General features: G+C 61.3%; 11 protein-coding genes. 9 read left to right on the top strand and 2 right to left on the bottom strand.

Going from position 1 to position 12,218, the window contains the following annotated elements:
- The first annotated feature begins 24 nt into the window (after nt 1-24).
- The 7 genes from CKW35_RS23480 to CKW35_RS23450 all read left to right on the top strand — a co-directional run bounded on the left by CKW35_RS23480 (nt 25) and on the right by CKW35_RS23450 (nt 6,070).
- On the top strand, nt 25-1,419 hold the full coding sequence (locus CKW35_RS23480; protein WP_016484720.1) for an ethanolamine ammonia-lyase subunit EutB: 1,395 nt from the start codon (nt 25-27) through the stop codon (nt 1,417-1,419).
- Between the two features lie 8 nt (nt 1,420-1,427).
- Nucleotides 1,428-2,246: an ethanolamine ammonia-lyase subunit EutC gene (gene eutC, locus CKW35_RS23475; RefSeq protein ID WP_095117023.1), complete on the top strand. Its 819-nt coding sequence runs from the start codon at nt 1,428-1,430 to the stop codon at nt 2,244-2,246.
- A 108-nt stretch (nt 2,247-2,354) separates the two neighbouring features.
- Nucleotides 2,355-2,813, top strand: a complete 459-nt coding sequence (locus CKW35_RS23470; RefSeq protein ID WP_016484718.1) for a GNAT family N-acetyltransferase — start codon at nt 2,355-2,357, stop codon at nt 2,811-2,813.
- A gap of 269 nt (nt 2,814-3,082) precedes the next feature.
- Complete coding sequence (locus CKW35_RS23465; RefSeq protein WP_016484717.1) at nt 3,083-3,730, top strand: DedA family protein; 648 nt, start codon at nt 3,083-3,085, stop codon at nt 3,728-3,730.
- A 20-nt stretch (nt 3,731-3,750) separates the two neighbouring features.
- Nucleotides 3,751-4,566: a zinc-dependent peptidase gene (locus CKW35_RS23460; protein WP_023048657.1), complete on the top strand. Its 816-nt coding sequence runs from the start codon at nt 3,751-3,753 to the stop codon at nt 4,564-4,566.
- 93 nt (nt 4,567-4,659) lie between these two features.
- Nucleotides 4,660-5,187 (top strand): inorganic diphosphatase, encoded by a 528-nt coding sequence (gene ppa, locus CKW35_RS23455; RefSeq protein WP_016484715.1) that lies wholly within the window; start codon nt 4,660-4,662, stop codon nt 5,185-5,187.
- 181 nt (nt 5,188-5,368) lie between these two features.
- A complete protein-coding gene (locus tag CKW35_RS23450; RefSeq protein ID WP_016484714.1) occupies nt 5,369-6,070 on the top strand; it encodes an XRE family transcriptional regulator in 702 nt (233 codons plus the stop codon).
- 260 nt (nt 6,071-6,330) lie between these two features.
- Here CKW35_RS23450 and CKW35_RS23445 read toward each other — a convergent pair whose 3' ends face one another.
- Both CKW35_RS23445 and CKW35_RS23440 read right to left on the bottom strand, forming a co-directional pair.
- On the bottom strand, nt 6,331-7,542 hold the full coding sequence (locus CKW35_RS23445; RefSeq protein WP_095116989.1) for a glycosyltransferase family 4 protein: 1,212 nt from the start codon (nt 7,540-7,542) through the stop codon (nt 6,331-6,333).
- Between the two features lie 263 nt (nt 7,543-7,805).
- A complete protein-coding gene (locus CKW35_RS23440; protein WP_016484712.1) occupies nt 7,806-9,983 on the bottom strand; it encodes a TonB-dependent siderophore receptor in 2,178 nt (725 codons plus the stop codon).
- A gap of 181 nt (nt 9,984-10,164) precedes the next feature.
- Here CKW35_RS23440 and CKW35_RS23435 point away from each other — a divergent pair, with 181 nt between their 5' ends.
- Both CKW35_RS23435 and CKW35_RS23430 read left to right on the top strand, forming a co-directional pair.
- The gene (locus tag CKW35_RS23435) at nt 10,165-10,857 is read left to right on the top strand and encodes a response regulator transcription factor (RefSeq protein ID WP_060519257.1); all 693 of its coding nucleotides are present in this window, start codon (nt 10,165-10,167) and stop codon (nt 10,855-10,857) included.
- Nucleotides 10,857-12,203 (top strand): sensor histidine kinase, encoded by a 1,347-nt coding sequence (locus CKW35_RS23430; RefSeq protein WP_095116987.1) that lies wholly within the window; start codon nt 10,857-10,859, stop codon nt 12,201-12,203. Before CKW35_RS23435 ends, CKW35_RS23430 begins: the two co-directional genes overlap by 1 nt.
- Nucleotides 12,204-12,218: the final 15 nt, after the last annotated feature.

The raw sequence follows: 12,218 nt of genomic DNA, 5'->3' as shown, positions 1-12,218 counted from the left end.
CAGCCCGCGGCTCTGGAGATTTGTATGGCAAGTTTCGTACACACGGTAGGCCACCTGGTCTACCGCTTCGACAGCCTCAAGGACGTGATGGCCAAGGCCAGCCCGGCACGCTCGGGGGACTACCTGGCAGGCGTGGCGGCCAGCAACGACGGCGAGCGTGTTGCTGCGCAGATGGCGCTGGCCAATATCCCGCTGACCCACTTTCTCAATGAAGCCCTGATTCCTTACGAAGCGGATGAAGTCACCCGCCTGATCATCGACACCCACGATGCCCAGGCCTTTGCCCCGGTCAGCCACCTGACCGTGGGCGGCCTGCGCGACTGGCTGCTGAGCGAAGAGGCCGATGAAGACAGCCTGCGCGCACTGGCGCCAGGGCTGACGCCGGAAATGGCGGCGGCGGTGTCGAAGATCATGCGCGTGCAGGACTTGGTGCTGGTGGCGCAGAAGATCCGCGTAGTCACCCGGTTCCGCGGCACCATGGGCTTGCGCGGGCGCTTGTCTACCCGGCTGCAGCCCAACCACCCGACCGACGAGCCGGCCGGTATCGCCGCCAGCATTCTCGACGGGCTGCTGTACGGTAACGGCGACGCGATGATCGGCATCAACCCGGCCACCGACAGCATTGCCTCGATCTGTGCCCTGCTGGAAATGCTCGACGCCATCATCCAGCGCTACGACATCCCCACCCAGGCCTGCGTGCTCACCCATGTCACCACCTCGATCGAGGCGATCAACCGCGGCGTGCCGCTGGACCTGGTGTTCCAGTCCATTGCCGGCACCGAGGCGGCCAACGCCGGGTTTGGCATCAACCTGAACGTGTTGCAGGAGGGGTACGAAGCGGGCCTGTCGCTGAAACGCGGCACCCTTGGGCAAAACCTGATGTATTTCGAAACCGGCCAGGGCAGCGCACTGTCGGCCAACGCCCACCATGGCGTCGACCAGCAAACCTGCGAGACCCGTGCCTATGCCGTGGCCCGCCACTTCAAGCCGTTTCTGGTCAACACCGTGGTCGGTTTCATCGGCCCGGAGTACCTGTACAACGGCAAGCAGATCATCCGCGCCGGCCTTGAAGACCACTTCTGCGGCAAGCTGCTGGGTGTGCCGATGGGCTGCGACATCTGCTACACCAACCACGCCGAAGCCGACCAGGACGACATGGACACCCTGCTGACCCTGCTGGGGGTGGCCGGGATCAACTTCATCATGGGCATCCCTGGCTCCGACGACATCATGCTCAACTACCAGACCACCTCGTTCCACGACGCGCTGTACGCACGCCAGACCTTGGGCCTGAAGCCCGGGCCGGAGTTCGAGGCATGGCTGGCCCGCACCGGCATCTTCACCCAGGCCGATGGCCGGGTGCGTTTCGGTGACAACCTGCCCCTGGCTTTCCGCCAGGCCTTGGCACAGCTTGCATAGGGATGACCATGGACCATCGCACGCCTACCCCCGACAACCCTTGGCTGGCCCTGCGCAACCTGACCCCGGCGCGCATCGCCCTGGGCCGCGCCGGCACCAGCCTGCCGACCGGGGCGCAGCTGGACTTCCAGTTCGCCCATGCCCAAGCCCGCGATGCCGTGCACCTGGCGTTCGATCATGCCGGCCTGGCTACCCAGCTGAGTGAGCGCGGACGCGAAAGCCTGGTGCTGCACAGCGCCGCCAGTGACCGCCATCAGTACCTGCAACGCCCGGACCTGGGCCGGCGACTGAACGATGCGTCGATTGCCACTCTGCGCCAGCACACCCAGGCCAACCCCGGCGGCGTCGATCTGGCCATTGTGGTCGCCGATGGCCTGTCAGCGCTGGCCGTGCACCGTCACACCCTGCCGTTTCTGAACCGTTTCGAGGAACAGGCCGCCGCCGACGGCTGGACCAGCGCCCCGGTTGTGCTGGTCCAGCAGGGGCGCGTGGCAGTGGCCGACGAGGTCGGTGAACTGCTGGGCGCACGGATGACGGTGATGCTGATCGGCGAGCGCCCGGGGCTGAGCTCACCCGACAGCCTTGGCCTGTATTTCACCTACGCGCCGAAGGTGGGCCTGACCGATGCCTACCGCAACTGCATTTCCAACATCCGCCTGGAGGGGTTGAGCTATGGCATGGCGGCGCACCGCCTGCTGTACTTGATGCGTGAAGCCTGCCGGCGGCAGCTTTCAGGAGTGAATCTGAAGGACGAAGCCGAGGTCCATAGCCTGGAGAGTGAAGGCAGCGCCAGCCAGAAAGGCAACTTCCTGCTGGGTAAAGGGTAAAAAACCTGTCACGAAAGGCGGATTGCACTTGTGACATGCATTGGGCAGGATGCCCTTGAAAGCTGCTGGCATTCCGCTGTTTCCCCAAATGGACTCTGAGGGCCGCACATGCGCATCATCAAGGCAACCCTGGAACACCTCGACCTGCTCACCCCATTGTTCGTCAAATACCGGGAGTTCTATGGGCAGTTGCCCTACCCCGACAGCTCGCGCAGCTTTTTGGAAAAGCGCCTGAAGCGGGATGAATCGGTGATCTACCTGGCACTTCCCGATGATGACGACAGCAAGCTGATGGGTTTTTGCCAGCTCTACCCCAGCTACTCGTCGCTGTCGTTGAAACGGGTATGGATTCTGAACGACATCTACGTGGCCGAAGACTCGCGGCGCATGCTGGTGGCCGACCACCTGATGCGTGAAGCGAAGAAAATGGCCAAGGAAACCAACGCCGTGCGCATGCGGGTGTCGACCAGTGCGGACAATGAGGTAGCGCACAAGACCTACGAATCCATCGGGTTTCGTGAAGATACCGAGTTCAAAAGCTACATCCTGCCAATCAGCCAGGATTGACCCGCATGCCGGTACCGGCCTCATCGCCGGCAAGCCAGCGCCCACAGGTTGGCCACTACCTCAGGGCAGTCGTTGACCTGTGGGGGCTGGCTTGCCGGCGATGAGGCCGGTACAGTCAATACAACTGTCCAAGCCTTGCACCGTAACCCCCCGCTACAATCTCTCCGGGCATGCCCCTCACTTCGCCGTATAATGCCCCTCCTGTCATGTGTGAAAATTTACCCATCCTCAGGTAACCCTGCCTACACCCAAGAACACAGGTGCTGTACATGGATTTCAACCCGTTGGACCTTATCCTGCATCTCGATGCTTACCTCGATCTGCTGGTCACCAATTACGGTCCCTGGATCTACGCCATTCTATTCACCGTGATCTTCTGCGAAACCGGGCTGGTGGTCATGCCATTCCTGCCGGGCGACTCGCTGCTGTTCATCGCCGGCGCCGTAGCGGCAGGTGGTGGCATGGACCCTGTGCTGCTGGCTGGCCTGTTGATGGCTGCCGCAATCCTGGGCGACAGCACCAACTACGTCATCGGCCGAACAGCCGGGGAGCGGTTGTTCAACAACCCCAACTCGAAAATCTTCCGCCGCGACTACCTGCAGCGCACCCACGAGTTCTATGAACGCCATGGCGGCAAGACTGTGACCCTGGCGCGTTTCCTGCCTATCCTGCGTACCTTCGCACCGTTCGTCGCCGGCATCGCCCACATGCATTACCCGCGTTTCCTTGGCTTCAGCGTTGCCGGGTCGCTGCTGTGGGTCGGCGGCCTGGTCACCCTGGGCTACTTCTTCGGCAACGTGCCATTCATCAAGCAGCACCTGTCGCTGATGGTGGTGGGCATCATCATCCTGTCGCTGGTGCCGATGCTCCTCGGCCTGTTGCGCAGCCGCCTGGGCCGTGCGGCCAAGGCTCACTGACCTTTTAGCGAACAGCAGGCATGTGGTCGTTCAGCGCCTGGCGGCGCAAGCGCGCGCTGGCGCGCTACCCCATCGAGCCCGAACAGTGGCAGGCCGTGCGCGAGCGCCTGCCCATACTGGACGGCATCAGCGACGAGGAAGACCACTGGCTGCGTGAAGCCTGCATCCTGTTCCTGCTCGACAAGCACCTCACCTGCTTGCCAGGTGTCGAACCCGACGACGAGCAGCGCCTGTTGCTGGCCGCCCAGGCACAGTTGCCGCTGCTGCACCTGGGTGAGCTGAACTGGTACCAGGGCTTCCACGAAATCATCCTGTACCCCGACGATTTCAAGAGCCCCCAGCGCCACCGCGATGCCAGTGGCGTGGAGCATGTGTGGGACGGCGAGCACAGCGGCGAAGCCTGGCAACAGGGGCCGATCATTCTGGCCTGGAACGGCGTGCTGGCCGGTGGTGGCTGGGAGGCCTACAACCTGGTCATCCATGAGCTGGCGCACAAGCTCGACATGCTCAATGGCGATGCCAACGGCCTGCCCCCGCTGCACAGCGGCATGCCGGTGGATGAATGGGCAACGGCCATGCAGCAGGCCTACGACGACCTCAACCGCCAGCTGGACAACAACCCCGACGCCGAAACCGCTATCGACCCGTATGCCGCGGAAAACCCGGCGGAATTCTTTGCCGTCACCAGCGAATACTTCTTTAGTGCCCCCGACCTGCTGCATCAGGCTTATCCACTGGTCTACCGCCAGTTGTCGCAGTTCTACCGGCAAGACCCGCTGGCGCGGCTGCACCGGCTGCAGGCCGAACACCCCGCATACGGCGAAAGCCACGCCTGACGGGGCCGCACATCAGGCCAGGCGTGGCATGCCCCGGCAGAATGTGCCTATAATCGCCGCCACTTTTTTGGTCAAACACGGGGGCACTGCCCAATGAGCTACAGCAAGATTCCGGCGGGCAAAGACCTGCCGAACGACATCTACGTCGCCATCGAAATCCCGGCCAACCACGCGCCGATCAAATACGAGATCGACAAGGACAGCGACACCCTGTTCGTCGACCGTTTCATGGCCACCCCGATGTTCTACCCAGCCAACTACGGTTTCATCCCGAACACCCTGGCTGACGACGGTGATCCGCTGGACGTGCTGGTGGTTACCCCTTACCCGGTAGCGCCAGGCTCGGTTATCCGCGCTCGTCCGGTTGGCGTGCTGAACATGACCGACGACGGCGGCGGTGACGCCAAGGTCATCGCTGTGCCTCACGACAAGCTGTCGCAGCTGTACGTCGACGTGAAGGAATACACTGACCTGCCAGCCCTGCTGATTCAGCAGATCGAGCACTTCTTTGCCAACTACAAAGATCTCGAGAAGGGCAAGTGGGTCAAGATCGAAGGCTGGGATGGCGCTGACGCCGCCCGTGCCGCGATTACCAAATCGGTTGCTGCCTACAAGGGCTGATACCGATTGTAAAAAAACCCGCTTCGGCGGGTTTTTTTATGCCTGAATCGGCGACAAGCCTTCATCGGTAAAATGTCCTACGCAGTCCTACACCAACGCCCTACAACGAGGCACTTTTCTTACAAGCCTCGTCAACAACTGGTTCATTTCCTTGCGGGGGCCCCGTCATTACACTCGCCCCATGAACACTTCCGGCGACCGCCTTAAAGCCCTTCTCCACGAATGTGGCCTGTCCGCTTCCGCTTTCGCCGCCCAGCGCAGCGTCACACCGCAGCACGTCAACAACTGGTTCAAACGCGGCGTGCCCCTGGCCCGCCTGGACGAACTGGCCGATCTGTTCTGTGTGCATCGGCGTTGGCTGCGCACGGGCGAAGGGCCAAAACACCCAAACCCGGTCCAGCGCAACTGCCCGCCACGCCAGGCGCCGGCCAACCCGCCCAGCCCACTGTCGGCACACCGTGCCCGGCAGGTAAAAGTGCCCTTTTTCGAACTGCAAAATGGCCTGCTTTCGCCGGTGCCCAGCAAACACCTGCGCCTGCCCGCAAAAGCGCTGAAAAGATTGGGAGTGCACGCCGATAACGCCATCTGCCTGGCCATGACGGCAAACAACATGGTTCCGCAGGTGCCGCTGGGGGCCACTTTGGCAGTCGACCTGGGCATGACGCGGGTCATTGAGGGCGAAACCTACGCGCTGCTGCATAACGGCGCGCTGAGGGTAAACAACCTCAGCCTCAGCCCACAGGGCACCCTGTACCTGCGCAGCCATGACCGGCGCAATTACGCCGTCGAACGCTACACCCCTGCCCAGCGCCAGGCGCAGGGCCTGGAGATTATCGGGTGGGTATTCCACTGGTCCCATTTCCGCCAGCAGCGGCCCGGCTGAAACAACCTGTGCCATTTTTTGCTGGGCATCTTGCGCGTGCCCTTGTATGCTACCCCGCACATTAAGCCCCGACCGGCGCAAGCCGCGGTCCAGAGGGCTCGGCGATATCCCACACGGGCATCTGCCATCTCTTTCAGGCCCTTGATGGCCACACAGTTAAGGCGATTGCGGCTTACCATAAATTAGTCGGAAGCGTCCCCGAGAAGCCGGCCACAAGCCGGCTTTTTAATGCCCGAACGAATAGCCCATCATTGGCCATGTCAGGCGCGCGGCCTTGCAGAGGGCGTCAAACTGCTCTTCAGGAATGCCTCGCGCACCTGGTGCATCTGCAAGTGTGTTTTCCCGGTCGCATACTCCAGCCCCGCAAGCCCCATTTCCAACGCCAGTTCGGGATGCCGGGCAGCATGACGAATACAGGCTGCGAGGCTGGACGGGTTCCCGGTTTCAAACGTCAGCGCGTTTTGCTTGCTCGTGATGTCCAGTACCCCGGCTGTGTCAGAACCGATGACGGGAACGCCCTGGCTGAACGCGTCAAAAATGATGCGGGGCTGTTCCTGCTTCAAGGTCGGCACCAAAAGCCAGTCATGCTGGGCAATGATGCTGAAAAAGTCTCTGCCATAATCAACGGCGCTCTGGAACCGCACCTCGACGCTGCCACGGTTTTCAGCTGCAACGCGTAAACAGTGCGCTTTCAAATCACCCTCACCCATGATGGTGACGGTGAGATCAACGTGCTCGACTTGCAGTTGCTTAATGGCTTCAAGGACTACCAGAACACCTTTATCAAGAACAAGCCGTGAGGGGTAAAGCACGTTGAGTGTACGGTTGCGCCTGCCTTCGAACCGTTTTCTGACTGCCTCGGGGCTTGCCATGAATTTTTTGTCGAGCCAGCTGGCAGGGTTGATCAACGTGCGGCTGTTATCACGCCCAAGGAAATAGTCCTTGTAAAAAGACTGGGTAAATATTCTGGCATTTGCCAGCTTTACGCAGCGCTTCAGCAAAAGGGTGTGCACATGGTGTTCGATGATTGCTCTGAGGGTTCGCGGCTGTCCTTGGGCCAGCATCCAGAAAGAAGATTCTATGACAACCACCCACTGAAAGCGGAAGAACGGCTTGAGCGGCAACACGTAGAAAGATAAAGGGAACGCCCAGCCCGCCCCGTCAGAATGAACAATTTGGGCCTTCTTGCAGGCGTTGATGACAGTTAGGAAGTTCGGAATAAAGTTCTTTAATACCGACCTGAACCCCTGATCCTTGCGCAACTCATAAAGCCATTTTATATCCAGATGAGCGATGCTCTGCAGCCCGTCAACATCACGGCCTCTCTCAACAGGGCAGCACATTCCGAAATTCTCTATGTAGCTCAAATGAAGTTCTATATCTTTGACCCACAACGGGTCCGTAAATAAATCACCTTGCTCATTTACTACAACAGGAATGCGGGTAAACAGAATATAAGGGTCTTCAATCATATTCCCCTCACAGGGATACCAGGACGCCAACGATTGAATTGTCTACATGGGGCTTACTCCTCAATACCAGCCGTCCATCTCAACAACGTTCCAGCGTCCTTGCAGACCTTCTGCTTACGCAGCAAGCGCTCCGCTTGGGGTTCACTCTAGTGCGCCTTCACAAATTGCACACGTGGTGTAGCAACAATTTCTCATCATTTGCTGGGCCCATCGCGGCACAAGGCCGCTCCAACAGGGACCGCAGACGTGCTGAAACACGCCGATCAGAAATCGTATCGCGCCCCAACCATCATGCTGCGCGAGGGCCCATAGAAGTTGAACGTCGACGTCGATCCCACCCGCGACAGGTAGTCCCGGTCAAACAGGTTGTTGACGTTGAAAGTGGCCGTCAGCTTCGAGGTAACCGGGTACGACAGCATCGCGTCCACCGTGGCATAGCCGGGTGCATCGATACGCACGCCACCATTCTCGGCGTAGAAACTGCTCATTGCCGATACACCGCCGCCAATGGCCAGGCCGGTTAGCGGGCCTTGGCTGATGGTGTACTTGCTCCACAGCGAAGCCTGGTTGCGCGGCATGATGAAGAACGTGGTTTCGGCATCACCCTTGAGGGTTTCGGTTTCCATCCAGGTGTAGCCGGCCAGCAACTCCCAGTTTGGCGTCAGCTTGCCGCTCACTTCCACTTCCGCGCCTTTGACGCGGGTCTTGCCGGAGGCAATCGAGAAATTGGTGTCTACACCATCCTCGTCATATTCGGTGGTGGCACGGTTCTTGTCAGTCAGCCGGAATACCGAGAAACGGGTATTCAGGTCGCCGCCAAAATAGCTGCTCTTGAGGCCGAGCTCGTACTGCTCGCCTTCACGTGGCTTCAACACCCGGCCGTTGCTGTCGGTGTCTGATTGCGGCTTGAACACCTGCGAGTAACTGGCGTACAGCGCATGGTTCTCGGTCAGGTCGTAGACCAGGCCGCCATACGGGGTGAAGTGGCCGTCCACGCGCTTGCTGTCGTTGGTGCTGGCACCGCTGCTCAGGGTAGTGGTGTAGAAATCACCGCGGTACCAGCTGAAGCGGCCACCGGCAATCAGCGCCAGGCGCTCGATCGGGCGGAAGGTAACCTTGGAATACAGGCCGTATTCCTCTTCCTGCATGCCGGTCTCGGTGCTGTAGTTGGGCGACGGTTTGGCGAACTGCTTGGGCGAGTAGGTGTTGACGTTGATGGCGCCCAGGTTGGTGGTGCCGTTGAGGTACTCGGTGTCGTAGTTCTTGTAGTCGGTGCCGACCACAAACTCGCTGACCTGGCCGAGGGTTTCGAACGGCTGGCTGTAGCTGGCGTCCAGCGAGTAGGTGTCCTGGGTAAAGTCGCGGGCGCTGGCGCGCTCGGAGTTGGCACCAGTGTTGGCATTGGTCGCGGTGAAGGCATAAAGGTAGTGGGTGTCACGGTGCGAGCCGCGCGCCGCGACACGGCCATAGCCGCCGTTGTCGAAGCGGTGGGTCAGCTCGGCCACCAGGTCGGTGGTCTTGCCATCGAAGTAGTTCCAGTCAGCCCCCAGGAAACGGGAATGGCTGAAGTCGGGCACCTCGCCGGACAACGTTGCTGGGTAGCCATTGTGCGGCGTGATGTTTTTCACTTCGTGCATCAGGCCAAACGATAGCGTGGTGGCGTCGTCAAGGTCGACATCCAGCGCACCGTAGTAGCTGTTGCTGGTGTTGGCGTTGTAGTCGACCTCACCATTGGTGTCGTCACGGGACGCGATGAAACGCCCGCGCACGCGGCCAGCGTCATCCAGCGGCCCACTCAGGTCGATTTCTTCGTGGTTGGTGTCCCACGTGCCATAGCTGCCTTCGACGTGGCCCTGGAATTCGGCGGTCGGGCGCTTGCGCACCATGTTGACGATGCCACCCAGTTCACTGGTGCTGCTGAACAGCCCGGCCGGGCCGCGCATGATTTCGACACGGTCGAACGCCGCCAGCGATGGCACGGTACCAAAGATGCTGGCCATTGGTGCCGGCAGGCCGTCAATGTTGAACTCGCTGTACTCGTAGCCGCGGGCGTATATCGACGACCGGCCACTGTCGTTGGTCAAGGTACGCAGGCCGGCGGTGTACTTGGCCAGGTCATCCAGGTGCACGAACTGGCGGTCTTTGACGTAGTCCTGGGTGTACACGGTGATCGACTGGGGGATGTCCTTCAGCGCTGCTGGCGTCTTGGTGCCCACGGTCGCTGCATCGACGCTGTAGCCACCGGTCGCTTCGGAGGGCAGCATGTCATAAAGGCGGTTGCCTTCAATGGTGAGTGCCGGCAGGTCGAGCGAGCTATCCTCGGCTGCTGCCTGGGTCGCTACCGTTTCCGCCAGTGCCGACAGCGAAAACGGCGCCAGCAAACCCAGTACAAGCCAGCCCCGAGCCCATGGCGAGCCCCCCACACTTTTGAAACCGTTCATGACACACCCTTCGCCCAAATGATATTAATTCGCAAACGAAACAAGTTGCTTTTTGCGAACGATACCGGAGGGTAAACGGGGGCGCAGCAGGATTAACCTTCTTAACACACCCAGGCGTTGCCCTCTCCTGCTGGCAATGGGATGATTCGTAACTGATACAGGTTCTCATTCAAGGCTCGCCGTGCCCACCTCACTTCTCCTCGCCGAAGACGACGCAAGCCTGCGTCAGGACCTGGAATGCCATTTCCTCAAACGCGGTTTTCGGGTGCACGCCTGCACCACGGGCACGCAGGCCCTGGACGCAATCCGGCAATCTTCGTTCGACCTGGTGTTGCTGGACATCATGCTGCCGGGTATCGATGGCCTCAGCCTGCTCGGTGAGCTGCGCCGACAACAGGCGGTGCCGGTCATGCTGATGTCGGCGCTGGGGGCCGAGCAGGACCGCATCAGTGGCTTTACCCGTGGTGCCGACGACTACCTGCCCAAGCCCTTCAGCCTGGCGGAGCTGGACGCACGGGTGGATGCCTTGCTGCGGCGCGTGGCATTCGATCGCGGCATGGTGCTGCGTACCGATGTCGGCGAAGTGCTGCTGGACCACGACCGCCAGGACGTTATCCACAACGGCAACGCCGCTGGCCTCACCGCTTCCGAATTCCGCTTGCTGGTCACGCTGCGGGCGCACCCCAATGAAGCCTTGAGCAAACCGTTCCTGTACCAGACCGTGCTGCATCGGGCCTACACCCGCCTGGACCGGGGCCTGGATGTACATGTGTGCAACCTGCGCCGCAAACTGGCCGATATCAGTGCCCAGCACCTGCAGATCCAGGCCGTGCGCGGGCAGGGGTACATCCTGGTCGACACGGAACAGCCCTGATGCGGCGCCACCCGTTGCTGTGGAAACTGGCCGTACTGCAGGTCAGCTTCTGCCTGCTGCTGACCTGGCTGATCTGGACCTGGGGCCTGTCCGTGGAACGCAGCACCTATTTTCTGTCCCGGGCCGACCAGGATTACCTGGCGCGCTATGCGCAACAAGCTGAGGACGCCTGGAACCAAGGCGGCGCAATCGGCGCCGAGGCCTGGCGCAGGCAACTGGAGCAGGCCGAGGATACGTGGGTGGCGGTGATCGGGCCGCACCTGCAAAGCCTCGGCACCACGCCGCTGAGCGCCAAGGAAGCCAGCCACCTGACCTTCATGCGCAAACTGGACTGGCCAATGAGCCGGCGCCTGCAGGATGAACTGCCCTACGTCAGCATTGAATTCCCGCAACACCCCGAGCACGGCCGCCTGGTGCTGCAACTGCCCGAACGTATGTTGCCCACCGGCCTGACGCCATGGACCCATGCGATCACCCACGGCGTTGCCCCAGCACTGCTCGCCCTGCTGCTGGGGCTGGCGTTGTATCGGCATCTGGTAGTACCGCTGAACCGCCTGCGCGACCGCGCCGACGCCCTGCGTGCCGACGACCTTGACCACCCCGCCTTGCCCCTGCTGGAACGCCGCGACGAGCTGGGTGAACTGGCACAGGCCTTTGAGCATATGGCCGGGCGCCTGCGCCAGAGCCTTGAGCAACAGCGCCTGCTGTTGCGCACACTGTCTCACGAATTGCGCACGCCCCTGGCGCGGTTGCGCATCGCCCACGACAGCGACTTGCCGCCGCCGCAGTTGCGCGAGCGCCTGGACCGCGAAGTCAACGACATGCAGAAACTGCTGGAGGACACGCTGGACCTGGCCTGGATGGATACCGAACAACCCAGCTTGCCAACCGAGCCGGTATTGATAGCTTCGGTATGGGAAGCACTGTGCCAGGACGTCTGCTTCGAAAGTGGCTGGGACCGTGCGCGCCTGTCGTGTTCGCTCGGTACCGAGTGTGTGGTGCACGCCCATCTGGACAGCCTGGCTCAAGCCCTTGAAAACCTGATGCGCAATGCCATTCGCCACTCGCCAGCCCAAGGCCGGGTATGCCTGGATGGCTGGCGTGAGGGTGATTGCTGGCACTTGCGCCTGAGCGACCAGGGCCCCGGCGTACCTGACGCCGACCTTGAGCGTATCTTCAAGCCCTACCAGCGCCTGGCCGACAGCGGCGCCGGGTTCGGCCTTGGCCTGGCCATCGCTCGCCGCGCCATCGAACTGCAGGGTGGCCGCTTGTGGGCCCGCAATGGCCACCCTGGCCTGTGCCTTCACATGACGTTGCCGAGGGCACGGGACTGTTTAGAAAGTTAATGCGCTTTACGCTCA

This window comes from Pseudomonas sp. Irchel 3F3, from assembly GCF_900187545.1.
Taxonomy (GTDB): Bacteria; Pseudomonadota; Gammaproteobacteria; order Pseudomonadales; family Pseudomonadaceae; genus Aquipseudomonas; species Aquipseudomonas fortuita.
This window is presented reverse-complemented; position numbering and strand designations above follow the sequence as displayed.

Bases quoted from the DNA above. Each gene is read 5' to 3' on its own strand.
- CKW35_RS23480 (WP_016484720.1), top strand. From the start codon at position 25: ATGGCAAGTTTCGTACACACGGTAGGCCACCTGGTCTACCGCTTCGAC.
- eutC (WP_095117023.1), top strand. From the start codon at position 1,428: ATGGACCATCGCACGCCTACCCCCGACAACCCTTGGCTGGCCCTGCGC.
- CKW35_RS23470 (WP_016484718.1), top strand. From the start codon at position 2,355: ATGCGCATCATCAAGGCAACCCTGGAACACCTCGACCTGCTCACCCCA.
- CKW35_RS23465 (WP_016484717.1), top strand. From the start codon at position 3,083: ATGGATTTCAACCCGTTGGACCTTATCCTGCATCTCGATGCTTACCTC.
- CKW35_RS23460 (WP_023048657.1), top strand. From the start codon at position 3,751: ATGTGGTCGTTCAGCGCCTGGCGGCGCAAGCGCGCGCTGGCGCGCTAC.
- ppa (WP_016484715.1), top strand. From the start codon at position 4,660: ATGAGCTACAGCAAGATTCCGGCGGGCAAAGACCTGCCGAACGACATC.
- CKW35_RS23450 (WP_016484714.1), top strand. From the start codon at position 5,369: ATGAACACTTCCGGCGACCGCCTTAAAGCCCTTCTCCACGAATGTGGC.
- CKW35_RS23445 (WP_095116989.1), bottom strand. From the start codon at position 7,542: ATGATTGAAGACCCTTATATTCTGTTTACCCGCATTCCTGTTGTAGTA.
- CKW35_RS23440 (WP_016484712.1), bottom strand. From the start codon at position 9,983: ATGAACGGTTTCAAAAGTGTGGGGGGCTCGCCATGGGCTCGGGGCTGG.
- CKW35_RS23430 (WP_095116987.1), top strand. From the start codon at position 10,857: ATGCGGCGCCACCCGTTGCTGTGGAAACTGGCCGTACTGCAGGTCAGC.